Consider the following 24,807-nt stretch of genomic DNA (forward strand, 5'->3'; position numbering starts at 1 on the left):
GCTCCTGTGTCCGTTGCGGGGACGGGTCAGTGCTCGTCCAGCAGTTCCAGTGCCGCCGCCAGGCCGTCGCCGGCGACCTTCACCCCGGCGTGGCCCAGCCCCATCTGCACCCCGGCCAGGGCCCCGGCGATGGTGAGGTCGTTGGTGTGGCCCAGGTGGCCGATGCGGAAGACCCGTCCGGCCAGGCGGCCCAGCCCGGCGCCCAGCGACATGTCGTAGCGGTCGAGGATCACCCTGCGGACGTGGTCGGCGTCGTGGTGTTCGGGCACGAGGACCCCGGTGAGCACACCCGAGTACTCGCGCTCGTCGGCGCACAGCACCTCCAGGCCCCAGGCGCGGACGGCGGCGCGGACGGCCCGGCCGTAGCGGTCGTGCCGCGCGAAGACGGCGGGGAGCCCCTCCGCGTTCAGCAGGCGCAGCGCCTCGCGCAGGCCGTAGAGGAGGTTGGTGGCCGGGGTGTAGGGGGTGAAGCCCCGCCCGTTGGCCTCCAGCATCGGCGCCCAGTCCCAGTAGGACCGGGCCAGGCGCGCGGTGCGGGAGGCCTCCAGCGCCTTGGGGCCCACGGCGTTGAAGGCGAGCCCGGGGGGCAGCATGAGGCCCTTCTGCGAGCAGGAGACGGTGACGTCGACGCCCCATTCGTCGTGGCGGTAGTCGACCGAGCCGAGCGAGGAGATGGTGTCGACCAGCAGCAGGGCGGGGTGGCCGGCGGCGTCGATGGCCTCGCGGACCTCCTTGATACGGCTGACCACGCCGGTGGAGGTCTCGTTGTGCACGGCGCACACGGCCCTGATCCCGTGCCCGGTGTCGGCGGCGAGGACCTCGGCGAGCCGGTCGGGGTCGGCCCCGCGCCGCCAGTCGCCGGGGATCACCTGGACGTCGAGGCCGATCTTGGCGGCCATCTCGCCCCACAGGGTGGAGAAGTGGCCGGTCTCGAAGACGACCACGCGGTCGCCCGGGGAGAGCGTGTTGACCAGGGCCGCCTCCCAGGCCCCGGTGCCCGAGGAGGGGTAGACGATGACGGGTTCGGCGGTGCCGAAGACCGGTCGCAGGTCGCGCAGGAGTTCGCCGAACAGCGCGCTGAAGTCGGGGCCCCGGTGGTCGATGGTCGGCGCGGACATGGCGCGCAGGACCTCGTCGGGGACGTTGCTGGGGCCGGGGATCTGGAGGAAGTGGCGTCCGGTGGTGTCATCCATGGCGATCCTCTCGGAGAACATCCGCATTGTGGAAATTTGATTCCACTAAATGGATCCTAAAAGTTCACGCCGACCACCACAACCCCCTTGCGAGCCTCTCGTGGCGCCACTTTACTGTGACTCACATCTCAAGCAACAGTTGACGCAGCCAAAACCGGAAGACATACTTCTGCTAAGCAGAATCAATATTTCACATAGTGAAATATCGCAGTGATGTCGGTGTCAGCCACGCGCCGGTCCCCCCGACCCCCGCGGCCGCCGCATCCGGCCCACCGGGCCATGTTCGACCGACTCTCCGCCGTCGAGCCTTCACAAGGGGGCCGCGCACGTGCCAGCAGAAGTCATCTCCATCCTCGTTCTCGTCCTGGTCTTCCTCCTCGCCACCGTCACCTCCGTCCACATGGGCGCCCTCGCCCTGTTCGCCGCCTTCGTCGTCGCCCTCACCGTCGCCGGGGAGACCACCGACGACGTGTTCGGGGGCTTCCCCGGGGACCTGTTCGTCGTCCTGGTGGGCGTCACCTTCCTGTTCGCCATGGCCCGGAACAACGGCACCGTCGACTGGCTGGTCCAGGTGGCCGTCCGCGCCGTCGGCGGACGCGTCGCCCTCATCCCCTGGGTGATGTTCGGCGTCACCGCGGCCCTCACCGCGGCGGGCGCGGTGGTCCCCGCCGCCATCGCGATCGTCGCGCCGATCGGCCTGGGCTTCGCCCGGCGCCACCGGATCGACCCGGTGCTCATGGGCCTGCTGATCATCAACGGCGGCAGCGCGGGCGGGTTCTCGCCGATCAGCATCTTCGGCACCATCACCAACGGCGTCGTCGCGCGCAACGGCCTGGAGGGGTCGCCGCCGCTGCTCTTCGCGGCGTCGTTCGTCTTCAACCTGCTGCTCAGCGTGGCCGTCTTCTTCATGTTCGGCGGCCGCGAACTGCTGGGCCGCCGCGAGGGCGACGCCCCCGCCGCCGGGACGGCCCCCGCCCCCGCACGGTCCGGGGACGGACCCGGAACCGGGGACGGTGGCGGCGGGGCCGCCCCGGCCTCCGGCGGCACGGCGGCCCGGACCGCCACCGCGACCAGGACCGACGCCGGCGGCGGGGGCACCGCCGTGGCACAGGAGGCACCGATCGCGCTGGACCGGGACCGGGGGCTGACCCTGCTCGGCATCGTCGCCCTGGGCGTGGGCGTGCTCGCCTTCGGCCTCGACGTCGGCCTGACCGCGATCAGCGTGGCGGTGGTGCTGAGCGTGTTCTCGCCCCGCAGCGCCAAGGGCGCCGTCGACCGGGTCGCCTGGTCCACCGTGCTGCTGATCTGCGGGATCGTCACCTACGTGAGCCTCATGGAGCGCATGGGGACGATCGACTTCCTGGGCGGCAGCGTGGCCGCCATCGGCGTCCCGCTGGTGGCGGCCCTGCTGATCTGCGTGATCGGCGGAGCCGTCTCCGCGTTCGCCTCCACCACCGGCATCCTCGGCGCCCTGATCCCGCTCGCCGTGCCGTTCCTCCTGGCGGGCGAGGTGGGGGCGGTCGGGATGATCGTCGCCCTGGCGATCTCCTCCTCGGTGGTCGACTCCTCGCCCTTCTCCACCAGCGGGGCGCTCGTGGTGGCCAACTCCGCCCCGGACCAGCGCGACCGCGTCTTCCGGCGGCTCATGCAGTGGGGCATGTCCATGATCCTGGTGGCGCCCCTGCTGACCTGGGGGGTCTTCGTGGTCCCCGGCTGGCTGTAGGACCGCTCCGCCGCGGCGGGAGGGCCCGGGCCCTCCCGCCGCGGCGCGCCTACCCGGCGATCCCGTACCAGTGGCGCGCGGTGCCGCCCTCCACCCGGGCGAGCCCGGCCGCCGAGGTCGCGGCGGCGACGGCCGCGCGCAGCGAGCCCCAGGCGGTGGCGTGGTCGGCCGCGAGGCGGACGACCGGCCAGTTCCCGGCCAGCATCGCCCGTTCCGGCCCGAAGGCCTCCAGCGCCCATCCGACGTAAGGAGCCAGGGCGCCGGCGTCCCAGTCCCACCCGGTCAGCACGTCGCCCCCGACGGAGACCTTCACCGCGACCGAGGGCAGAGCCGCCAGACGGTCGATCCACTCCCCCCACGCCCCGGCGTCGGGGCGGCCCAGCGGCGGCGTGGCCAGGTGGTCCACCACGATGCCCAGGGACGGGTGGACCGCAGTCACCTCCTCCACCAGCCGCACGTGGGACGCGTCGGTCACGACGATCTCCCACACCAGCCCGGCCTCCCCCGCCGCCGCCATCACCCGCAGCAGCTCCCCGTCGGCGCGGGTGCCCGGCGGGACGGCCGCCCGCAGGCCCCGGACCAGCGGCGTCAGGGCGCGCACCCGCGCCAGCTCCCGCTCCGCGGCGCCGGCGTCGTCCAGCGGCAGCCAGGCCACCACGGCCCCGACCGGCGCGAAGGCCGCCGCGTACGCGGCCAGCCGGTCGTTCTCCGCGGGCCCGGCCGCGCACTGCACCAGCACCGTGCGCGCGATCCCGCCGGCCAGTTCGCGTTCCAGGTCGGCGGGGGCGAACGCGCGGTCGAGCACCGCCATCCGCGGGTCCCTCGGGCGCACCCCCGCGGGCCAGAAGTGCTGGTGGGCGTCCACCGCCCCGGACGGTGGTGAAGAGGTCTGCACGGGGGGTCTCCTCGCTCTGGACGACCGGTCCCCAAAATTGTAGACAATAGATCGCTAGCTGATAGTCGAACCAACCCCACGCTCTCCCCTCCAGAGACGGTGAGAGCGGATGAGGCCTCATCGTCGACCCCTGTGTGCTTCGGCATGGCGGCCGAGCCGCCGGTGCGGTCCAGGCCGGCCTCCCCGGAAAGCGGCCGTTGGAGCCGGCGGCACCGAATCCGGAAGGGGGCGAGGAATCCGGGGCAGGTGCCCGGCACCACCGCGATCCGCACTACAGGCCGACCCCGGCCGGAACGTCTTCAGGGGCCGCCCGGTCACCCGGGCGGCCCCTGATCGGCGCCCTCCGAAGCCTTTGTGGAGAACGCCGGCCGATTCAGTCGACCTGGACCGTGACGGGGTCCTCCATGGAGAACGTGTCCTGGATCTCGACGGCCGTGATCTCGGTCCCTTCGGGAACATCGAAGACAGCGGTTCCGGACTTCTGGTTCCCGGGGTTGATCTGCTCCAGGAACAGGGAGTCCTCACTCCCCGTGGTCGACGCCGAGTGCGTGTTGCCGTCGGCGTCGATGAGGGACAGCGCTCCACTGTCGAAGATCGTCGACTCGGTACCGATGTTCTCGACGGTCAGCGCCACGAGTTTGAACTCGCCCTGAGGGCTCGTCTCTTCGTAGCTCGACGCCGTTTCGATCGATTCGATCGTGACGCGCCACTGCCCCAGATCGGCGGGCTCCCCGAGACCGACAGGGGTCTCCTGGGCCCCGTCGCCGGAAGTGTCCTCCGCAGGCCCCGTGAACGCGGAGAAGAACGCCCCCGTGCACGCGACCGCCAGAACGATGACCAGCAGGGCCGCGATCCCGCAACCGAGCAGCACCCAAGGCCACTTCTTCTTTCGCGGAGGGGGCGGTCCCTGCTGCCAGGGTGGCTGTGGCCCGTTCGGCGGGTGTGCTCCGCTCGGTGGTTGCTCGTACATGGGCGTACTCCTTCGAGAACGAAGGGACCGACCGGCCATCGATTCCTCCAGCCTTCACACAAGGATCGCCCAGCGACAGCCGAAAAATAGAATAAAAGCCCCAAAAACCACCGAAGGAGATCACAGATCAGCGGAAATTCCTGTGAATATCTCACCCACAGGAACAACCACAACAGACCGCATTCTCTCAACCGCAAAGGGCGACGACTTTCCCGAAAAACCGAATCACCCACTCCTGGACGGATTCCTCGGAAAAAGACCCGCGGGCCTTCGCTCCTCCCGAGGCGACAACCCTAGTCCAATAGGATTTCCAGCGGGGCTCCGGCCCCGGAGACCTCCAGGACGGTGGGCTGCGCCCCCTCGGGAAGGTCGAAGGCGACCGTGCCCATCACCCGGTTCCCGGGGTTCACCTGCTCCGAAGACAGGGCACCGTCGGCGAGGATCGAAGTGTCGGCCTCGTGCCTGTTGCCTTCCGCGTCGATCAGGGTCAGATCCTCCTCGGAGAAGTGACCGACCTCGCGCCCGATGTTCTCGACGGTCAGGCCGACGAGGTGGAACTCGCCTTGGGCTTCCTCCAGGGAGTACCCGTCGCCGTAGGTGGGAGAGGTCTCCACCGAATCGACGGTGATGCGCCAGTCGGCCATGACCCCGGGCTCTCCGATGCCTATGTCCTGGCTCTCGCCTTCGGCACTGATACCACCGTCACCATCGCCGGGGGCATCAGGGCCTTCCGAGGTGTCCTCGGAGGTTCCGACCCCGCCGTCACCGCTCCCCGAGGGGCTCAGGACGGTACCGAAGAACGAGGCCGTGCAGGCGACCATCAGGATGAGGACCAGCAGAGCGGCGATCCCGCAGCCGAGAAGGACCCAGGGCCAGTTCTCCTGAGACCGCGGGGGTCGCTGCCACGGTTGCTGTGGCTCGCCGGGGGGTTGCTCGTACATGGACGCCCCTTCCCGAAAGACGGCGGAATCGACTCTCCACCGACCGCTCGATCCTCATTCAAGGATCGTCCATCCGAAGAAGAAAAACCGGCAATCCCCTCCAAAGATTCATTGAAGGGTCTCCAAGCCCAGGAAAACCCCTATTCATATACCACCCCAGGACGGCCCGACCCTCCCAGCATTTCTCCAGACCCCCCGGCAGGGTCGACTCAGTTTTTCAGAGTAGACCCCGCGCAACGCCCATCCGAACAGAATTCGGAATCGATCGGTTTCGGATTTCCGATGCCGCGCATAATTCAGGAGAGCACGCGATCGCGCGGGGCGGAAGCAGGGTCCAACAGGTCCTGGGCACCGTCTCGGCTTTTCGAACGTGTTCGACCATGGGCTCGTCCCGATGCCCTCCATGACCGGGAGATGGTCCTCACGGCAATGCCTCGCGCCGATCCACGGACGCCTCTGACCCATCACCGCCCCGCCGTCCGCCCCGGGGAGGTTCCCGGGGCGGACGGTGGGGTGGGGGTCAGGCCGGCGGGGCCGAGGCCGTCCAGTACAGGGCCTGGGCCACCTGGGCGAAGAGGCCCTTGGGGTGGTGGCGGAACATCGGCTCGGTGCCGAAGAGCACCACCGCGGCGCCGTCCGCCGTGCCGCTGACGACCGCGGCCCGTCCGGCGGCCGCGTCCGGGCCGCCCGCGCCGTTCGCGTCGGCCCGCCAGTGCCCCGCCACCAGCGGGTCGTCGGCGTAGGTCTGCTCCACCGCGACCCCGGCGCCGAGGTCGGTGAACCAGCCCGGCGAGTACACGAACGTGTGCCCGCCGGTGCCGGTGAGCACGCCCTCGCCCGCCTCCGCGGCCACCACGCCGTTGGCGTCGGAACGGCCCGCGGCGCGGGTCACGTCCAGCAGCCCCGCCTGGTCGTTGAGCCGGGCGCCCGTCGCGCCGCGGCCGACCAGGCCCCCGCCGCCGACGAGGAACCCGTCCAGGGCCGCCCGGGCGTCGGCGTCCAGGTCGGCGTACACCAGGCCCGAGCCCGCGTACAGCACGTCCACGCCCGACCAGTCGAACCCGCCGTTGAGCACCGCGGTGGACACCGGAACCAGCTCGAAGCCGAGCGCCTGCAGCGTGAACACCTCGTCGGCGGCGCCCGCCACCGCCACGGTCACCGGTTCCAGGGCGGTCCCGCCCGGCTCGTCGGCGGCCGCGAACACCGCCCCGTGCCGGTCGGCGGCCTCGGCGACCGCCCCGGCCGCCTCCGGTGCGACCACCGCGCCGCCCCCGTCCCAGGTCACCGCGGCCCCGGCCGCGAGCAGGCCGTTGAGGGCCGCGGCGTCGGAGCCGTCGGCCACCTCCAGCCGCCACCCGGCCGCGCCGGGCTCCTCCACCCGGCCGGTGGGCGCGGCCGCGGCCACCGGCCCGGTCGGCGCCGCCACCGCCTCCTGGACGGGGTCGACCCGGGCGCCCCACAGCAGGCCGTGGCTCCACCCGGAGATGTCGTACATCGCCTCCACGTCGCCGCTGATGTCGCGGCCCGCCTCCAGCAGCACGTTGGCCATGCCGCGTTTGGGCTGGTGCATGTCGACCACGTAGGACCCCGCCGGGTAGGTGCTCCCCCCGGCGGTGAAGCCCTCCTCCGCGCGGTCCACCCGCACGTCGTTGGCGATGAGGAAGTCGACCAGCCGCGCGGTGGCGCGGTCCCGCCCCGGGAGCACGTAGGCCCGCGGGAACTCGGTGGTGTACACGTCCTCGGGGCCGAACCCGGGCACCCACTCCTCGGGCGGGACCACCTGCTCCTCGCCGGCCGCGCCGCGGCGGAACACCTCGATCTGGTCGGCGATCAGCTCCTCCCGGTTCTCCCGGGCGAACTCGATGGTCGCCTCGATGGTGGCGGCGGAGATGTCGGTGTTGATGGACGAGCGCCGCCGCAGCTCCTCCTCCGGCAGGTCCCTGTAGTCGGCGTTGTTGACCCGCATCGGGAACTCGACCGTGGCCGAGGCGACCGCGCCCTGGTAGGGCGCGTACATGGGCGTGAAGATCGGCGGCCAGTCGTCCCAGCCGTCGGCGCTGTCCCGGAACGGGATCTGCGGCGGCCGCACCCCGTCGTCCTCGGGCGTGTAGCCCAGCTCCAGGATCGCCTCCTCCATGGCCAGGGCGTTGGCGTAGGTGTTCTTGATGAAGAGGTCGTACTCGTAGTTCTGGCCGTGCGGGGGCGTGCACGGCTCGATGAGGGTGCCGTTCACGTACCCGTGCTGGTCGACCATGACGAGCGGCTGGGTGTCGATCATGACCTGGCGCACCGCCGCCGTCTCCGGCTGGGACACCGTCACGAAGTCGCGGTTGAGGTCGAACCCGGCCGCGTTGGCCCGGGTCCCGGCGGCCCGCCCGTCGGGGTTGGCGGTGAGCACGAAGTACAGCCGCGCTCCCTCCAGCAGCTCCTCGGTGGCGGGCTCCTCGCTGTGGGCCAGCTCCTCGATGACGCGCAGCGAGGCGTCGGTGCCCTCCCACTCGTTGCCGTGGATGTTGGCGTTGACGAGCACCGGGGTCTTGTACCGGTCGGGCAGGGTGCGGTCGCGGGCGGCCCGGGCGGGGTCGTCGGCGATGAGCTCGCGCATCCGCCGCTGCTGGTCGGCGCGGGCCCGGTTCTCCGGCTCGGTGAGGGTGACCAGGTACAGGTCGCGGCCGCGGGTGCTGGTGCCGATGATCTCGGCGCTGACCCGGTCGGAGTCGTCCATCAGCTCGTTGAGGGCCGGTGCGAGGTCGTGGTACGGGGTCAGGCCCAGTTTGACGGAGTGGTCGCCGGGGTCCTCGGGGTGGACCGGCAGTTCGCTCTGGCGCGGGTAGGGGGTGTCGGGGTCCACCCCGGGCACCTGCGGCGGGGCGGGGGCGGTGAGGGTCCGGGCGGGGTCCTGGAGCGGGACGGCCGCGACGTCGTTGCGTTCGGGTCCGTTGCCGTGCTCGCGCAGGGCGGGGTCGGCCAGGACCGGGGCGGGGGCGCCGAGCACGCCGGCGGCGACCACTGCGGCCACGGCCGTCAGGGCGGCCCTCCGGCGGAGGGGCGGGGGTGGGTACACGGGGGTCCTTCCTGGGGGCTTCCCTGCTTCCTACCCGCGAGTGGCCGGTGGGACAAGGCGGTCCGCCGTGAAAACCGTGTTGCGTGCGGCGTTCCGCCGGATGACCACTCCTTGGGGCGGGCCCTGCGCCGGCATGGGCCGCCGTTTACCCGCTCCTGGGGTCCGGACGGTACGGATCCGCCGTGGGGGTCGCCACGCTCCCCCGGATCCCCTGTCCTGTAGGGGATCGCGCCGACGTAATCCGGATCACGGAATTCCTCGGGGAAAGCGGGGATTTTCCCGGCCCCCGACCCTTGTTGGAGCCGGGAGTGCGGCCCTTCGGGGTCAGTCCACGGCGCCCCGTCCGAAGACGGTTCACGGCGCCCGCGCACCGCGCGTTCAGCGCACCCCTGACCATCCCGATCCGGTAATGGAGATTCCCCGGTGACCCTTGCCTCCGTGCGCCCCGATCGCCGCCACGCGGCGACCCCGACAACCGTTCCCGCGCCCCCGGCCCCGACCGTCCCGGCCCCCGCGCCGACCCCGGCCTCCGCGGCCCCGACCGCTCCGGCGGCCCGCCCCGCGCCGGGCCGGGCCCGCGCCCTGCTGCTCGTCATCGTGCTGGGCGCCCTGTCCGCCGTCGGCCCGCTGGCCACCGACCTGTACCTGCCCGCGCTCCCGGCCATCGCCGCCGACCTGGGCACGAGCGAGTCGGCCGTCAAGCTCACCCTGACCTCGGTCATGGCCGGCATGGCCCTGGGCCAGCTGGTGGTGGGCCCGCTCAGCGACCGCTGGGGGCGCCGCCTCCCGCTGCTCGCCGGCACCGCCGTGTTCACCGCAGCCACGGTCGCCATCGCCTTCTCGCCCACCGTGGAGGTCTTCACCGTCCTGCGGTTCCTCCAGGGGCTGTCGGCGGCCGCGGGGCTGGTCGTGTCCCGCGCGATCGTGAGCGACGTCTTCGACGGCGAGGCCGCCGCCGTGTTCTTCTCCCGGCTCGTGCTGCTGTCGGGGCTGGCCCCCATGCTCGGGCCGATCCTGGGCGGGCAGCTGCTGCTCCTGGGCCCGTGGCCGGTGCTGTTCGGCGCCCTGGGCGCGGTCGGCCTGCTCACCACCGTCCTGGTCTGGTGGGCGCTGCCCGAGAGCCTGCCCCGGGAGCGCCGCACCGCCGTGGACCCGCGCGGCCAGCTGCGGGTGTTCGGCGCGCTGCTGCGCGACGCGCGGTTCCTGCTGCCGACCCTGACCCTGGCGCTGGGCTTCGGCATGTCGTTCACCTACATTTCCGCGTTCTCGTTCGTGTCCCACAACGAGCTGGGCGCCGACGCCCAGCGGTTCGCCCTGGTGTTCGCGGTGACCACGCTCGGGATGATCCTGGGCAACCAGGCCAACGCCCTGCTGGTGCGGCACGTGGAGATCCACCGGCGGCTGCTGCTGGGCCTGGCCGGCTCGATCGCGTCGGTGGGGGCGCTGGTCGCGCTGGACGCCGCCGGCGCGGCGTCGCTGCTGTCGGTGACCGCGGCCCTGTTCGTGATGATGCTGTTCACCGGGCTGGTCTCGCCCAACGCCACGGCGCTGGCGCTGGCCCACCTGCCCGCCGACCGGGCCGGGAGCGGCTCGGCGCTGCTGGGGACCCTCCAGTTCGGCCTGGGCTCGGCGGTGGCGGCACTGGCCGGCTGGGGCGGCGCGGTGACCCTGGCGGGAATGAGCACGGTGATGCTCGCCTCCGCGGTGGGCGCCGCCGCGGTGTTCTCCCTGACGGCGGTCGGCGCGCGACGCGCCCGGACGCGCGCCGCGTGAATACCGGGTGGATGTCGGCACGGGCCGTTAACCTGGGCGGTTCGTGCAAGGCGACCAGGGGGGTAGCGGCATGTCCACCTTTCCGAACCCGCAGGCCCGTCCGCTGACCGGGCGGGGACCGGCCGACTGGCAGGAGGCGCTGGCCCGCTTGTCCCGGGGGGCGGGGGCCGCGTGGCTGACGGCGGTGCGCCCGGACGGGTCGCCGCACACCCGGCCGGTGCTGGCGGTGTGGGTGGACGGCCAGCCGTTCTTCGCCTCCGGCGCGGGCACCGCCAAGTCACGGCTGCTGGCCGGGGCCCCGCGGGTGAGCCTGGCGTGCACGGTGGCGGGCATGGACGCGGTCGTGGAGGGCACGGCCGAACCGGTCCGCGACCGCGACCGCCTCGCCTGGGTGGCGGCCGCCTACGCCGAGCACCACGGCTGGGCCCCGGTCCCGGGTGAGGGGGAGCTGACCGGCCCGGAGGGCGCCCCGACGGCGGGGCCGCCCCCGTACGGGGTGTACACGGTGGTGCCCTCCGACGTGTACGCGTTCCCCACCGACGAGGACGGCCCGGCGCCCACCCGGTGGCGGTTCGACGTGTGGCCGTGATCACCGGGAGGTGAAACGCCCGATCTCGGGGGTAAGGGTTCGCTGAAGACAAAGGACGGTACAGCCTCGACCCCCCTTGTGGAGGCGGACCCATGCGAACGAAGATCGTCATCTCCACCCTCGTCGTCGTCTGGCTGGTCATCGGCGTGATCGCCGTGTTCCAGCGCGGACTGTTCAGCGACGAGCCCTCGTGTTCCAACGTCGGCTACACCCTGGGCACCGTATTCGTCGGGCCGTTGAACTACATGGGCGTGAACCCGACCATCGAGTGCCCGCCCCTGCCCGAACCCTCGGAGTGACCCGGGATCGCGGATGTGCCGGGGGCCCGCCCCCGGCACTCTTCTCCCCCGGTCGTGGTCCCCCTCAGTCCAGCAGGCGCTCGACGAGGGTCTGCCAGCTGTCCGCCAGCGGGTGGCAGGCGCCCGGCTCCGGCGGGACGGCGTCCTCGCCCATCGCCAGGGACAGCAGCAGGGGCCCCTCCAGAGCCCCGGTGAGCTGGAGCGCGATGCCGTCCAGGTGCGGCGGGGGGACGGGGAGGGCGGCCAGCAGCATGCGGAAGTGCGGGAGGGTCATGCTCACCGCTCCGCCCGGGGCGGGCTGCGCGTAGTCCACCGCGGCCCGGGCGACGGCCAGGTGCTCCAGGAGGAACCCGGTGCGCAGGCGCCCGTAGGCGATCAGCCGCTCCCGGGGCGGTGCGCCCGGTCCCAGGGGCGGCGGCCCGGACAGGACGCGCTCCTGGAAGCGGTACTCGCTGTCGTCGAGCAGTGCCCGGAAGATGCCGGCCCGGGTGCCGAAGCGGCGGAACACCGTGCCCTTGCCCACACCGGCGCGCTCGGCGAGGGCGTCCATGGTCACGTTCTCCACGCCGTTCTCGGCGATCATCTCGCGGGCCGCGGCCAGGAGGAGTTCGCGGTTGCGCGCCGCGTCCGCGCGTTCGGGGCGCGGTTTCCCGAAGGGCACCACTGGGAGGTTCACGGGGCCAATCTACCCCGGGAACAATAAGCGGGGTGAAGTCCGTTTATGATGGCGTGCGAACGCGCGACCGGGCCCTCCCGGCGTGCCGCCGCACCGTGCGCCGTACCCGGCGCTCCGCGACCCCGGCTGAAAAGAGTGAGTTCCGTGAACCTGTTCCGTCTGGACGCCAGCATCCTGCCCGCCGCCTCGGCGAGCGCCGAGATCGCCGACCGGGCCGAGGCCGAGTGGGCCGCGGCCCACCCCGGCGGCACCGTGGTCCGCCGCCACCTGGGCACCGACCCGCTGCCCTCCGACGCCTGGGCCCTGGCCACCACCGCGGGTTTCACCCCCGAGGCCGACCGCACCCCGCAGCAGCGCGGGGCGCTCGACCTGGCCGCGGGCCTGGCCGCCGAGCTCCAGGACGCCGACGCCGTCATCCTGGCCGTCCCGCTGTACAACTACGGCGTCTCCCAGCACTTCAAGGCCTGGGCCGACCTGGTGATCACCGGTGGCGGGACGGGCACCCCGCTGCTCAAGGGCACCCCGACCGTGCTGGTCACCACCCTGGGCGGCGGCTACGGCCCCGGCACCCCGCGCGAGGGCTGGGACCACTCCACCCCCTACCTGCTGCGGCTGGTCTCCGACCTGTGGGAGGCCGACCTCACCCTCATCAAGCGCGAGCTGACCCTGGCGGCCACCACGCCCGCCATGGAGGGGCTGCGCGGCCTCGCCGAGGAGCAGCGCGCCCGGGCCCTGGAGACCGCCCGCGACGCGGGCCGCGCGCTCGCCGCGGGGTGAGCGCGGGGCGGCCCGCCGGGGCGGGCCCGCGGGCCCGCCCCTCCCGGCACCCGCCCCGCCGTCAGGCGCGGACGGTGAAGGGGGCCCGCAGCAGGTCCTCCTCGCGGGAGGACGGGCCGACCCGCAGCTCGAAGCCGCCCGGCTCCACCCGCCGCACCCCGGCGGCGTCCACCAGGGTGCAGTCGGCCACCGGCACCTCCAGCACCACCCGCCGGACCTCCCCCGGGGCCAGCTCCACCTGCCGGAAGGCCTTGAGCTCCCGGTCGGCCCAGGTGACCGAGGTGACGGTGTCGGAGACGTACACCTGCACGGTCTCCAGCACCGGCCGGCCGCCGGTGTTGGCGACGGTGACCTCGGCGCGCACGGTGTCGCCCGGGCCCAGGTCGGCCTCGGCGACCACCAGGTCGGAGTACTCCACCCGGGTGTAGGACAGCCCCTCGCCGAACGCGAACGCGGGCCGTTGGGTGAGGTCGGCGTACCGGTCCCCGTGCTGGCCGCGCACCTGGTTGTAGAAGGTCGGCTGCTGCCCGGCGTGGCGGGCGTAGGAGACGGGCAGCCGGCCGGACGGCTCGATCAGCCCGAGCAGCAGTTCGGCGACCGCCCGGCCGCCCTGCATTCCGGGGTTGGCCGCGTGCACCAGGGCGGCGGCGTTCAGGGCCGACTCCGGCAGCACCAGCGGCTTGGAGGAGACGACCACGACCGTCATCGGGGTGCCGGTGGCGGCGAGCGCGTCCAGCAGGGCGGTCTGGGCGCCGACCAGCTCCAGGGTGGCGGTGGAGCGCCCCTCCCCGACCAGCTCGATGCGGTCGCCCACGACCGCCACGACGTGGTCGGCGGCCTCGGCGGCGGCGACCGCCTCGGCGATCATCGCCTCGTCCGGCTCGGCGGGGTGGACCACGGGCGGCCGGGGCTGGCCGTCGGGGAAGGCGGCCCCGGCGGGGTCCGGTCCCAGGCTGCAGATGTCGGCCCCGCGGGCGTGCACGACCTTCCAGCCCTCGGGCGCGTGGTCGCGCAGGCCGTCCAGGACGGTGCGGGTCAGTTCCCGGGGGTGGCCCTCGGGCAGCCAGTCGACCTGGCCGGAGGCGCCCGCCCAGTCGCCGAGCTGGGTGTGGGGGTCGTCGGCGTTGGGGCCGACGACGGCGATGGTGCGGGCGGCCTCGCCGGTGCGGGCCACGGCGCGGCCGCCGGGGCCGGGGGCGCGCTCGTCGGTGAGCGGCAGGGTGCCGTCGTTGGCGAGCAGGACCAGGGAGCGGCGGGCGACCTCCAGGTTGAGGTAGGTGTGCTCCCGGCGGCCGATGACAACGCGCTGGCGGGCGGGATCGGGGTGGCGGGGGTTCTCGAACAGGCCCAGCTCGAACTTGAGCGCGAGGATGCGCGCGACGGCGGCGTCGATCTCCTCCTCGGCGAGCATGCCCCGGGCGACGGCGTCCTGGGCTCCCTCGAAGAAGCCCGGGGTGGTCATGACCATGTCGTTCCCGGCCCTGACGGCGGCGGCCGCGGCGTGGGTGTGGTCGGGCTGGATCTTCTGCTCCCACACCATGCGGCCGACGTTGTCCCAGTCGGTGACGAGGGTGCCGGTGTAGCCCCACTCGCCGCGCAGCACCTCGTCGAGCAGCCAGGAGTTGACCGTGACCGGCACCCCGTCCATGGACTGGTAGCCGAGCATGAAGGTGCGGCAGCCCTCGCGGGCGACCCGCTCGAACGGGGGCAGGAACCAGGAGCGCAGCTTGCGCCGGGAGATGTCGGCCTCGGTGGCGTCGCGGCCGCCCTGGGTCTCGGAGTACCCGGCGAAGTGCTTGGCGCAGGCCAGGATCGCGGTGGGGTCGTCGAGGCCGTCGCCCTGGTAGCCGCGGACCATGGCCGAGGCGAACTCGCCGATCAGGTGGGGGTCCTCGCCGAAGGTCTCGCCGACCCGGCCCCAGCGCAGGTCGCGGGTGATGCACAGGACCGGGGAGAAGGTCCAGTGGATGCCGGTGGCGGCGACCTCGACGGCGGTAACGCGGGCGGCGCGCTCGATGAGCCCGGGGTCCCAGGTGGCGGCCATGCCGAGCTGGGTGGGGAAGACGGTGGCGCCCTCCCAGAAGGAGTGGCCGTGGATGCAGTCCTCTGCGATGAGCAGGGGGATGCGCAGCCGGGTCCGCTCGGTGAGGGCGGCGGCCTCCAGGACGAGCTCCGGGGAGGTGTGCAGCAGGGAGCCGGCGTGCATGTCCTCGACCAGGGGGCGCACCCCGCCCCGGGCGTCCAGCTGGAGCATCTGGCCGACCTTCTCCGGCAGGGTCATCCGCGCGACCAGGTCGGCGACCCGGTCGGCGACGCTCAGCGCGGGGTCGAGGTAGGGGTGCGGGGCGTTCACCAGGGGTTCCTCCTGCGGTGGCGGATTGTAGCGATCGGTCACGGAAAGCCATGGGAGCGATCCCACGGCGTCTACGCTACGACATCGGACCATGGGACGAGGGGGCGGGGAGGCGCCATCCCCTCACCGGCCGCACGGCCCGCCCCTGCGGACGGGTGCCCGCTCCCCGCGGGCCCGCCCCGCGCGCTCCGAGAGGGGCCGGGGCTCAGGCGATGGGGCCGAACAGGTCGGTGCGGTCCAGGTCCCCGGCGTCCAGGGCGTCCAGGGCGGCGCCGATCCTGCGCTCCTCGTACCCGAAGTGGGTCTCCATGACCGCCTCGATGCCGTCGAGGTGGCGGTGCAGTTCCTCGGCGTCCCCGCCCCGCTCCAGGGCCTTCTCCAGGGCGCCGATGAGGTGGTCGAGCATGGAGTGGTCCTGCTTGAGCTGCGCGACGACCGGGGCCAGCCCCGGGTCGGCGGCGACCAGCAGGGGGAAGAGGGTGGCGTCCTCGCTGCGGTGGTGGCCGGTGAGGGCTCGGCAGAACCCGTGGCAGTAGAGCAGCAGGTCCTGTGCCGCGCTCCCGGTGTCCTCGCCGCGGTCGACGGCGGCCCGTGCGACGCCGATCGCGTCGCGCAGCCTGCGGTGGACCGCCTCCAGCTCCCGCCGCCACGCCGCGGCGCGTTCCCCGCCCATCGTCCCCCTCGTCGCCTCGGTCCCCGTGAAGAACCTCCGGAAGGCTAGCAGCCGCCCGGCTGCGGGGTCAGGCGGCGGGCAGGCGGTGGCGGGCCGCGAACAGCCACAGCTCCCGGTACGCCGGGACGGTGTCGGTGGTGCGGCCCGGACCACTGGCGGAGACCGCCCCCGGCCAGGTGTGCCCGCCCCGGGCCACCACCAGGTGCCGGACGTCGGCGCCGCCGGCGCAGCCCGTCCACTCCAGGGCGGTCACGTCGGGTCCCAGCCGCTCCGTCCGCGGCCCCCGGAGGCAGCCGTTGGCCGCGGCCCGGTCGGCGTTCCACCGGGCGACGTCGGGCAGCCCGCGCCCGGGGTCCCCGGTGTAGGGGATGGTCTCGTCCGCGGTGCCGTGGAAGGAGACCACCGGCACCGCCCGGGAGGTGTCGCACTCCAGGCCGTGCGGGTAGAAGGCCGCCGCCACCGGCGCGATCGCCGCGATCCGCCGCGGCGCCGCGCAGGCCAGCACGGCGGTGAAGCCGCCCCCGTTGGACATGCCCGCGGCGTAGACCCGGGTGCGGTCCACGCAGGTCCGCGACTCCACCGTGTCCAGGAGCGCGTGGGTGAAGGCGACGTCGTCGGCCCCGGGCGGGGAGTAGGGGGCGCCCTGCCAGGCCGACCGGTCGTCCTCGCCGGTCAGCGCGTCGGGCAGCACCACCACCGCGGGCAGCCCGGTCAGCCCCGAGTACCCGGCCATGCCCTCGGCGCTGCCTCCGCGCCCGTGGTAGGCCAGCAGCACCGGCCAGGCGCGGCCGGGCGTGTACCCCCGGGGCAGGTGGACCAGGTACTCGCGCTCCACACCGTCGCTGACCAGGGAGTACCGCACCGCCTCCCCCGGTTCCTGGGGCGCGGGCAGCCCGCAGCCCGTGGAGCGGTACCCCGGGTCCGGGTCGTGCGGGACCGCCGCGCCGGGGGCGGCCACCGCCAGGGCCGCCAGGGCGAGCACCAGCACCGAGCGGACGAGCATGCGCAGGGGCACGCGGTGCTCCTTCCGGCGACGGCATTCGGACAACGAAGACGTTATCGACTTCCCGGTTATAAATCGGTTCTGCTGCGCGCGGCTGTTTTGCTACGTTCGACCCGCGGGCCGTGGGACTTGGGCCGCGACTTCCGAGAACTGCCTTGTACGCACCATTCACGCCGGTCGCGCCAGCACTCCCCGGCCCGCAGCGCGCCGGCCGGAGGCGGCCCCGAACATGACCGACACCTACACCGACCTGCTGGCCTGCGAGGACCTGCTGCTCTTCGCGGCCGCGGCGGTCTCCTCCACGGGTCAGCGCGAGTTCCACACCGGCGCCGACGACCAGCGCCCCGCCCTGGACTTCCTGCACGAGTACGTGCACGGCACCCTGCCCGACCTGTACGGCCTGATGCTCGCCCTGCACGTCAACGACCACAACGCCGCGCGGATCGTGCACACCCTGCTCTCCCGTCCGCGTCCGTCGGCCGACCCGGCGACGCGCGTCCGCGAGAACGGGCTGATCGGCCGCAGGCTGGCGCTCATGCCCCCGCAGCGCGTGTACCGCCTGTTCCGGCGCCTGGCCGCCGAGCGCGTCAACAACCGCCGCACCCGCGCGGTCATGCGCGCCTGGCTGGCCCGCCGCCCCCTGGCGCTGGACGCCCTGAAGTACCGTGCCGGTCTGCGCGCCGCCGCCCGGCACGCCCGGGTGCCGCTGCCGGCCGAGGTGGCCCGGTTCCTGTTCTCCGGCCCCGCCGCCCGCCGCGCCCGCCCCTACACCACCCCTCTACTGGAGTCCCACCGCCGCGCCCACTACGCGGCCCGGGAGCTGTACGGCCTGCCCTTCACCGTCGCCGAGGGGTTCGCCACCCACCACCGGGTGCCCCGGGCCGTGTTCCTGGAGGGCATCGCCGAGCGCACCACCGCCGCCGAGCGGCTGCGCCTGGACCGCGGCGCACGGCGGCTGGGCCTGGACGCCCCGCTGACCGACCTCGGCTCGGCCCCGCTGCTGCGGCTGTGCGTGTACGTGCTCGGGCTGCCCGTGGCCGAACGCCGCGAGCGGCGCGCCGAACTGGAGGCCGCGCTGGAGCGGGCCGCGCTGCGCACCGCCGGCCCGCTGGCCGGGACCTGGCCGCGCACCGCCGCCGTCCTGGACGACAGCTACTCCTCCATCGGTTCGCCGGTGCGGCGCAACCGCCCGCTGGCGCTGGCCCTGGCCTGCCACCACCTGCTGCGGGCGCTGTCCCCGGACGGGTCCTCGCACTGGCTGTCGGGGCGCGCCGACCCGCTCACCGCCCGCCCCGCGGGCCCCACCCGGCTCACCGAGACGATCCTGGACGCCCTGGACACCGGGCCCTCCCGGGTCGTCGTGGTGTCCGACGGCTACGACGACACCCCGCCGCTGCTGTCCGACGCCCTGCTGCTGTGGCGGCGGCGCGTCGATCCCGAGCGGTCGGTGACGATGGTGCACCTGGCCCCGGTGCTGGACACCGACTCCCTGGCGCCGCACCGGCTGTCCCCGGCGGTGCCCACCATCGGGCTGCACGACCCGGCGGTGCTGCCCTCCCTGGTGGAGCTCGCCCGGTTCGGGGAGGAGCGGCTGGGACTGGCCGACCTGCGCGCGCACCTGCTCGCCACCGCCGACACCCTGCTGGCCGCCGACCGCCCCGAGGAGGCCCCGTGACCGAGGCGCAGAGCCTGGACCTGGCCGGGGTCGCCACCGGCACCGCCCAGCAGTGGGGCGGCATCCGCCTGGTGCCGCTGCTGCGCGACGCGCCGGTGCCGGGGCTGCGGCTGCACCCGCTGGCCGACGACGACCTGCGCGACGACCCGTCCGCGGCCCGGGGGTACGGGGGCGCGTGCTGCTACGTCCCGCACGCCTACCTGCTGACCTGGGAGGGCGACGACGCGCCCAGTGCCTCCTACGGGACCCGCATCGTCCCGCCCAAAAGCCCGTCACCGCCCCGGCGCGTGTACCCGCACCCGCGCGCCCACGGGGCGCGGAGGGCCGAGCGGGGGCGGAGCCGGTTCCTGCCGATGCGCCAGGCCGTGGACGGGCTGCTGACGCTGTTCTCCGGCGGCCCCGAGATCGCCTGGGCGGAGTGGTCGCGGAACCTGGTCCACCGGGGCGTCCCCTCCCCCGTCCCCGACGCCCTCCCCGGCAGGGCGATCGGCGGCCTGGCCGAGGCGCTGCGGGTGTTCGAGATCCACCCGGACCAGTGCGGCGTGGCGGTGTACGTGGCCGACGCCCTGGCGTCGGTGCACCTGTACCCCCACCCGGACGACTACCGGGCGCTGCACATGAGCATGCTGCTGGACCTGTTCGGCGAGACCCTGTACACCTACGGGCTGCTGCGGGCGACGGTCCCCCCGCTGTACACGCCGCTGCGGGAGACGCGGGTGCGCTCCCTGGCGGACCTGCGCCGGGAGGTCGCGCGCAGCCGCGACCGGACGCGGGAGGGCCACGACACCCTCATGCTGTCCTCGCTGACCGCCGGGCTGTACCGGAGCGGGCGCGGCACGGACTTCGGCGGGTGGGAGTACTCCGACCCGGACGGCGGGGGCCGCCGGTACCGGTTCCGCACGGGGTGGCTGGCCCCGGAGCCGACCCGCGGGGACGACCTGCACGTCGGCGAGGTGATCGAGGACGGGCGCGGCCGGGCCGCCTACCTCAAGACGCTTCGGCTGTCGGCCGCCCAGGCGCGGCAGGCCCGCCTGCTGTACGCGCTGGGCGCGGCGCAGTGGCGGCTGGAGCAGGCCGCGGCCGACCTCGGGATCACGGAGCCGGCGCTCGTCGACCGGCTGGACCGGGCGGGGCTGGGCCACCTGCTGGCCCCGGGACTGCTCCAGGCCCACCGGGCCGAGCGCCGCCGCGCCGCCCGGCGCCGCTGACACGGGCGCCCGGCCGAGCCACCCACGGGCGACGTGCGGCGGCGGACAGGCCGACGTGCGACGGCAACAGGCGGGCCGGGCGGCGGGCACGGCCGCTCAGCGGTCGGCGGACCGGCCGTCGGCGATGCGGCGTTCGACGCCGTCGAGCAGCCAGGACAGGCCCTCCTCGAAGACCTCCTCCGTCCCCGGCCCCGGTTCGGTGAGGCGCTCGACCGCGGGGAACCGGCCGGAGGGCACGCGGTCGGCCAGGTACTCCAGCTGGGCGTCCGACCAGGCGCGGCCGTCCGGGGCGACCCGGCGGGCGGTACGGTCGGCGTCCACCGCCCGGGCGGCGTGGCCGCGCACGTAGCCGTCCACGGCCCCGATCACCGCGAGGGCCTCGCGGTCGGCCAGGCCGGTGCCCCCGAACACCCGCAGCGCCGAGTCGGTCCAGGCCAGCGCGCCCGGGCCGACGGGGCGCTCCGCGCCCATGAGGTCCACCAGCCAGGGGTGGGCGCGGTAGCCCTCCAGGTCGGCGCGGGCCCAGGCCGCCACCTTGTCCCGCCAGGTCCCGGGCAGGGTGTGGGGCAGCGGCGCCTCCGCGATCACCGTGTCCACCATCAGGGCCAGCAGGGCCGCCTTGTCCGGGATGTAGGTGTACAGGGTGGCCGCGCCCACGCCCAGGGCGGCGGCGACGCGGCGCATGGACAGGGCGGCCAGGCCCTCCACCTCCGCAACCGCGGTGGCGGCGTCGACCACGCCCCGGACGGTGAGCCGGTGCCGGGGCCCGCGCCGGGGCGGGTCGATGCCGTTCCACAGCAGGTCGAGGATCGGCCGCGGGTCGTCCTCGGTCACCACTGGCGCCTCCCGTCCCCTCGACGTACATTGAAACTCCGAACGTTGTACGGAGTATAGCCGGGAGGCCCCATGACCACCCCGCCACCACCCCCTTCCCCCGGCCGGGCGCGGGCCGGGGCGGTGGCCGCGGCCGCCGGGTTCGCCCTCCTCGCCGCCTTCGCGCCCCCGCCGGCGGTCCCGCCCGGCGCTGCGCTGCTGCTGTGGGTGCTGCTGCGCGCCACCGGGACGCCGCTCCCGGCCCTGGGCCTGACCGGCGGAACCCGGTCCGCGCTGGCGGCCGCGGGGACCGGGCTGGCCGCGGCGCTGGCCGGGGCGGTCCCGGTCCTGGGCGCGGCGCTGGCCCTGGGCGCCTGGACCCCGGCCGCACCGCCCGCGGCGGCCTGGGGCGCGGCCGCGCTGGCGCTGGTCGCGGTGGTGCTGCCCGAGGAGGCGGTGTTCCGGGGCTACGTCCAGTACGCCCTGGGCACCCGCCGGCGGGGACTCGGCGCGGTGGCGGCGCAGGCCGCCTTATTCGCTCCGGCCGCCGCACTGGTGCAGGGGGACCCGGGCGCGCTCGCCACGGGTTTCGCCTTCGGGTTCCTGCTGGGGTATCTGCGGCTGCGCTCGGGCCGACTGTGGACCGCCCTGGGGGTGCGCGCCGGCCTGCTCCTGGCCGGGATCTGGGCCGCCGGGCTGTCCCCCGGCTGGGCGGCGGCGCTGTCGGCCGCCGCGGGCCTGGCCGCCCTGGCGGCCGTCCGCCCGGCGGCCCCGGCCCGTTCCGCGGCGGCCGGGGACCCGCCCCCGCGCCGCGCCCTGGCCCAGAGGGGCGTGCTGTACGACGTCGGCTCCTCCTACCTGCCGGGGCAGCACTCGCGGGAGCGGTGGCGGCCCGACGTGGTGGCCGGGGAGATGCGGGTCATCGCCCAGGACCTGCGCTGCAACGCCGTCACCGTGTTCGGGCACGACCTGGGCCGGCTGGAGGAGGCGGCCCGGTCGGCCCTGGACCACGGGCTGTTCGTGTGGGTGCAGCCGCGCCTGGTGGACGGGACACAGGACGAGATCACGGAGCGGCTCGGCCGCGCCGCCGCCTTCTGCGAGCGGCTGCGCGCCGACCACCCGGACCGGGTGGGGCTCAACGTCGGCTGCGAGCTGTCGGTCTTCGCCCAGGGCATCGTCCCCGGGGACACGTTCGCGGTGCGCACCGCCCGGCTCGCCTGGCTCTTCCCACTGTCGCCGCTGTTCGACCGGAGGCTGGACCGGCTGCTGCGGCGGCTCGCCCGCACCGCCCGGGCCGGGTTCGCGGGCCCCCTCACCTACGGGTCGGGCGGCTGGGAGAACGTGGACTGGTCCCCGTTCGACCTCGTCGGCGTGGACCACTACCTCGACGGCAGGGGCCTGCGCGCCTACCGGGACGGGCTGCGGGCGCTGCGCGGCTGGGGCAGGCCGGTGCTGGTCACCGAGTTCGGCTGCTGCGCCTACGAGGGCGCCCGCGAGGCGGGCGGGTCGGGCTCCGACATCCTCGACTGGAGCGACCCGGGCGACCGCAGGGTGCGGCCGGGGTACCGGCGCAGCGAGAAGGTGCAGGCCGACACCCTGGACGAGCTGCTGGACGTGTTCGAGACCGAGGAGGTGCACGGGGCGTTCGTGTGCATGTTCATCGAGGGCGACTGCCGGTACTCCGAGGACCCCGAGCGCGACCAGGACAAGGCGTCCTTCGGGATCGTGCGCCCGCCCTCCCTGGAGTCGGGCCTGTCCCCCGACGACGGGCACTGGGAGCCCAAGGAGGCGTTCCACCTCCTGGCCCGCCGCTTCGCCGCCGCCCCGGAACCCGGTCCCGGCACCGGCCCGCGGCACGGGTGAGGGGTGTCACGGGGTGCCCGGGCTCCCGCCGGGAAAGGTGGGATGACAGACTTCCACCATGCTCGGCATCACCGACCTGCCCACCTACCTGGCAGGCCTCGTCCTCATCGTGCTCCTGCCCGGCCCCAACTCGCTGTACGTGCTCTCCGTCGCCGCGCGCGGCGGGACCCGTGCCGGGTACACGGCCGCCGCCGGGGTCTTCACCGGCGACGCCGTGCTCATGCTGCTCGCCGCGGCCGGGGCCGCCACCCTCCTGAAGACGAACCCGGTCGTGTTCGCGGTCGTGAAGTTCGCGGGCGCCGCCTACCTGGTCTGGATGGCCTTCGGCATGCTGCGCTCCGCCTACGCCATGTGGACCACCCGGCACCGGCGCAGCCTGGAGCAGCAGGCCGCCGACGCCTCCGGGGCCGAGGCCGCCGAGCGCCCCTACCGGCGGGCCCTGGTGGTGTCGCTGTTCAACCCGAAGGTGATCGTCTTCCTGATCTCCTTCTTCGTCCAGTTCGTCGACCCCGCCTACCCCTACCCCGCGGTGTCCTTCCTGGTCCTGGGCCTGCTGTTGCAGCTGGTCAGCTTCCTGTACCTGTCGGCGCTGATCTTCAGCGGCACCCGCCTGGCCGCCGCCTTCCGGCGGCGGCGCAGGCTCTCGGCCGGGGCCGCGTCCCTGGCGGGCGCCCTGTTCCTGGGCTTCGCCGTGAAGCTGTCCCTGAGCTCCGCCTGACGCCCGTCGCCGGTGCGGGCCGGCTCAGGTACCGCGCAGCTCGCGCTTGAGGATCTTGCCGGAGGCGTTGCGCGGCAGGTCGTCGACCAGCCGGACCGCCTTGGGCGCCTTGAACGCCGCCAGGCGTCCGCGCACGTGCTCGGCCAGCGCCTCCTCCAGACCCTCGGTGTCCGCCCCGGCGGCGGGCACCACGAACGCCGTCACCGCCTCGATCCACTTCTCGTCCGGCGTGCCCACGACGGCCGCCTCCGCCACCGCCGGATGGGTGTACAGGGCGTCCTCCACCTCGCGGGAGGCCACCAGCACCCCGCCGGTGTTGATGACGTCCTTGATCCGGTCCACCACCTCGATGTAGCCCTCGGCGTCGGCGCGAACCAGGTCGCCGGAGTGAAACCAGCCGCCGCGGAACGCCTCCTCGGTCTCCTCCGGCTTGTCCCAGTACCCCTGGCACAGCTGCGGCGACCGGTACACCACCTCGCCCGGCTCCCCCGGCGGGACGTCCTCGCCCTTGTCGTCGACCACCCGCAGCTCCACGAACAGGGCGGCCCGCCCCGCCGACGCGGGCCGGTCGGCGTGCTCCTCCGGGCGCAGCACGGTGGCCAGCGGACCGATCTCGCTCTGCCCGAAGCAGTTGTAGAACCCCAGGTCGGGCAGGGCGCCGCGGAGCTTCTCCAGGACCGGCCCGGGCATGATCGACGCCCCGTAGTAGGCCTTGCGCAGGCTGCCCAGGTCGCGTTCGGCGAACTCGGGGTGGTTGGCCAGCGCCACCCACAGGGTGGGCGCGGCGAAGAACGCCCCGTGCCGGCCCGCCTCGATGCGGCGCAGCAGGTCGGCGGGGTCGGGCGCCTCCACCAGGGTGTTGCGCGCGCCCACCGCCAGCCACGGCATGAGGAAGACGTGCATCTGGGCGCTGTGGTAGAGCGGCATGGCGTGCAGGGGCTCGTCGTCGGCGCGCAGGTCCAGGCCCACCACGCACGACAGGTACTCGTGCACGAGCGCCCGGTGGGTCATCATCGCGCCCTTGGGCCGGGAGGTGGTCCCGGAGGTGTACAGCAGCTGCACCAGGTCGGTGTCGGCGGTCTCCACCCCCAGGTCGGGGACGGGGCCCTCCGAGGCCGCGGCCAGCAGGCCGCCGGGGGTGTCGCGCAGCTCCACGACCTGTTCCACCCCGGCGCCGTCGCGGACGGCGTCGACCGCCGAGCGCAGCGCGGGGTCGGCGAGCACCATGGTGCTGCCGGACTGCTCCAGCAGGTAGAGGAGCTCCTCGCCCTGGAGGGCGTGGTTGACGGGGACGTGGACCAGTCCGGCCCGCGCGCAGGCCAGGAACCCGATGAGGTAGGCGTCCGAGTTGCGGCCGTAGGCGGCGACCCGGTCCCCCCTGGCCGCCCCCAGGGCCAGCAGCCGGGCGGCGGCCCGGGTGACGGCCGCGTCGAGCCCGGCGTAGGTCCAGGTGCGGTCGCCGAAGACCAGCGCGGTGCGGTCGGGGGTGCGCGCCGCGCTGCGGTGCAGGACGCCGTCGACGGTGCTGGAGGTGGTGGGGCTCAAGTCGCCTCTCCCTGTTCGCCGGTGCGCCCCTCCGCGGGGCGCGGACACCCCCATCC

At 74.3% G+C, this 24,807-nt stretch carries 20 protein-coding genes; 9 read left to right on the plus strand and 11 right to left on the minus strand.

The features are described from left to right. Window positions 1-26: 26 nt before the first annotated feature. Complete coding sequence (locus K1J57_RS26495) at window positions 27-1,193, minus strand: alanine--glyoxylate aminotransferase family protein (protein ID WP_220561435.1); 1,167 nt, start codon at window positions 1,191-1,193, stop codon at window positions 27-29. Window positions 1,194-1,521: 328 nt separating this feature from the next. Between K1J57_RS26495 and K1J57_RS34065 the strand changes: the two genes are divergently transcribed. Continuing rightward, window positions 1,522-2,916, plus strand: coding sequence for an SLC13 family permease (locus K1J57_RS34065; protein ID WP_220561436.1), 1,395 nt, complete (start codon window positions 1,522-1,524; stop codon window positions 2,914-2,916). A 49-nt stretch (window positions 2,917-2,965) separates the two neighbouring features. On the opposite strand, the gene K1J57_RS26505 is transcribed toward K1J57_RS34065, so the two are convergent. From K1J57_RS26505 to K1J57_RS26520, 4 genes are all read right to left on the minus strand, one after another. Continuing rightward, window positions 2,966-3,811, minus strand: a complete 846-nt coding sequence (locus K1J57_RS26505) for an amidohydrolase (protein WP_220561437.1) — start codon at window positions 3,809-3,811, stop codon at window positions 2,966-2,968. A 373-nt stretch (window positions 3,812-4,184) separates the two neighbouring features. Next, complete coding sequence (locus K1J57_RS26510) at window positions 4,185-4,682, minus strand: DUF4352 domain-containing protein (protein ID WP_220561438.1); 498 nt, start codon at window positions 4,680-4,682, stop codon at window positions 4,185-4,187. Between the two features lie 392 nt (window positions 4,683-5,074). Then, complete coding sequence (locus tag K1J57_RS26515) at window positions 5,075-5,722, minus strand: DUF4352 domain-containing protein (protein ID WP_220561439.1); 648 nt, start codon at window positions 5,720-5,722, stop codon at window positions 5,075-5,077. 520 nt (window positions 5,723-6,242) lie between these two features. Beyond that, the gene (locus tag K1J57_RS26520; RefSeq protein WP_220561440.1) at window positions 6,243-8,786 is read right to left on the minus strand and encodes a M14 family zinc carboxypeptidase; all 2,544 of its coding nucleotides are present in this window, start codon (window positions 8,784-8,786) and stop codon (window positions 6,243-6,245) included. A 423-nt stretch (window positions 8,787-9,209) separates the two neighbouring features. On the opposite strand from K1J57_RS26520, the gene K1J57_RS26525 reads away from it, so the two are divergent. The 3 genes from K1J57_RS26525 to K1J57_RS26535 all read left to right on the plus strand — a co-directional run bounded on the left by K1J57_RS26525 (window position 9,210) and on the right by K1J57_RS26535 (window position 11,447). Next, window positions 9,210-10,559 carry a multidrug effflux MFS transporter gene (locus tag K1J57_RS26525; RefSeq protein ID WP_220561441.1) on the plus strand — a complete coding sequence of 450 codons (1,350 nt, stop codon included), beginning with the start codon at window positions 9,210-9,212 and terminating at the stop codon, window positions 10,557-10,559. A gap of 70 nt (window positions 10,560-10,629) precedes the next feature. Beyond that, complete coding sequence (locus tag K1J57_RS26530) at window positions 10,630-11,148, plus strand: pyridoxamine 5'-phosphate oxidase family protein (RefSeq protein WP_220561442.1); 519 nt, start codon at window positions 10,630-10,632, stop codon at window positions 11,146-11,148. A 92-nt stretch (window positions 11,149-11,240) separates the two neighbouring features. Further along, entirely contained in the window at window positions 11,241-11,447 is a 207-nt protein-coding gene (locus tag K1J57_RS26535) for a hypothetical protein (RefSeq protein WP_220561443.1), read from the plus strand. Window positions 11,448-11,511: 64 nt separating this feature from the next. Here K1J57_RS26535 and K1J57_RS26540 read toward each other — a convergent pair whose 3' ends face one another. Further along, window positions 11,512-12,123: a TetR/AcrR family transcriptional regulator gene (locus tag K1J57_RS26540; protein ID WP_255646620.1), complete on the minus strand. Its 612-nt coding sequence runs from the start codon at window positions 12,121-12,123 to the stop codon at window positions 11,512-11,514. 144 nt (window positions 12,124-12,267) lie between these two features. Here K1J57_RS26540 and K1J57_RS26545 point away from each other — a divergent pair, with 144 nt between their 5' ends. Further along, window positions 12,268-12,900, plus strand: coding sequence for an FMN-dependent NADH-azoreductase (locus tag K1J57_RS26545; RefSeq protein ID WP_220561444.1), 633 nt, complete (start codon window positions 12,268-12,270; stop codon window positions 12,898-12,900). Window positions 12,901-12,961: 61 nt separating this feature from the next. Here the strand turns inward: K1J57_RS26545 and K1J57_RS26550 are convergent, their stop codons facing one another. From K1J57_RS26550 to K1J57_RS26560, 3 genes are all read right to left on the minus strand, one after another. After that, the gene (locus K1J57_RS26550; RefSeq protein ID WP_220561445.1) at window positions 12,962-15,253 is read right to left on the minus strand and encodes a glycoside hydrolase family 3 N-terminal domain-containing protein; all 2,292 of its coding nucleotides are present in this window, start codon (window positions 15,251-15,253) and stop codon (window positions 12,962-12,964) included. A gap of 205 nt (window positions 15,254-15,458) precedes the next feature. Then, complete coding sequence (locus tag K1J57_RS26555; protein ID WP_220561446.1) at window positions 15,459-15,926, minus strand: hemerythrin domain-containing protein; 468 nt, start codon at window positions 15,924-15,926, stop codon at window positions 15,459-15,461. A gap of 67 nt (window positions 15,927-15,993) precedes the next feature. Beyond that, window positions 15,994-16,941, minus strand: coding sequence for a PHB depolymerase family esterase (locus K1J57_RS26560; protein WP_220561447.1), 948 nt, complete (start codon window positions 16,939-16,941; stop codon window positions 15,994-15,996). 217 nt (window positions 16,942-17,158) lie between these two features. On the opposite strand from K1J57_RS26560, the gene K1J57_RS26565 reads away from it, so the two are divergent. Both K1J57_RS26565 and K1J57_RS26570 read left to right on the plus strand, forming a co-directional pair. After that, window positions 17,159-18,604, plus strand: a complete 1,446-nt coding sequence (locus K1J57_RS26565; protein ID WP_220561448.1) for a hypothetical protein — start codon at window positions 17,159-17,161, stop codon at window positions 18,602-18,604. After that, window positions 18,601-19,812 carry a hypothetical protein gene (locus tag K1J57_RS26570; protein WP_220561449.1) on the plus strand — a complete coding sequence of 404 codons (1,212 nt, stop codon included), beginning with the start codon at window positions 18,601-18,603 and terminating at the stop codon, window positions 19,810-19,812. The genes K1J57_RS26565 and K1J57_RS26570 overlap by 4 nt, the downstream gene beginning before the upstream one ends. A gap of 96 nt (window positions 19,813-19,908) precedes the next feature. Here K1J57_RS26570 and K1J57_RS26575 read toward each other — a convergent pair whose 3' ends face one another. Then, window positions 19,909-20,646 carry a TetR/AcrR family transcriptional regulator C-terminal domain-containing protein gene (locus K1J57_RS26575; protein WP_255646621.1) on the minus strand — a complete coding sequence of 246 codons (738 nt, stop codon included), beginning with the start codon at window positions 20,644-20,646 and terminating at the stop codon, window positions 19,909-19,911. A 72-nt stretch (window positions 20,647-20,718) separates the two neighbouring features. Between K1J57_RS26575 and K1J57_RS26580 the strand changes: the two genes are divergently transcribed. Both K1J57_RS26580 and leuE read left to right on the plus strand, forming a co-directional pair. Continuing rightward, window positions 20,719-22,488, plus strand: a complete 1,770-nt coding sequence (locus K1J57_RS26580; RefSeq protein ID WP_220561451.1) for a type II CAAX prenyl endopeptidase Rce1 family protein — start codon at window positions 20,719-20,721, stop codon at window positions 22,486-22,488. A gap of 58 nt (window positions 22,489-22,546) precedes the next feature. Continuing rightward, the gene (gene leuE / locus K1J57_RS26585; RefSeq protein ID WP_220561452.1) at window positions 22,547-23,206 is read left to right on the plus strand and encodes a leucine efflux protein LeuE; all 660 of its coding nucleotides are present in this window, start codon (window positions 22,547-22,549) and stop codon (window positions 23,204-23,206) included. Window positions 23,207-23,230: 24 nt separating this feature from the next. Here the strand turns inward: leuE and K1J57_RS26590 are convergent, their stop codons facing one another. Beyond that, a complete protein-coding gene (locus K1J57_RS26590; RefSeq protein WP_220561453.1) occupies window positions 23,231-24,751 on the minus strand; it encodes a fatty acyl-CoA synthetase in 1,521 nt (506 codons plus the stop codon). Between the last annotated feature and the right edge of the window lie 56 nt (window positions 24,752-24,807).

The sequence above is a fragment of the Nocardiopsis sp. MT53 genome (genome assembly GCF_019598965.1).
Classification (GTDB): domain Bacteria; phylum Actinomycetota; class Actinomycetes; order Streptosporangiales; family Streptosporangiaceae; genus Nocardiopsis; species Nocardiopsis changdeensis.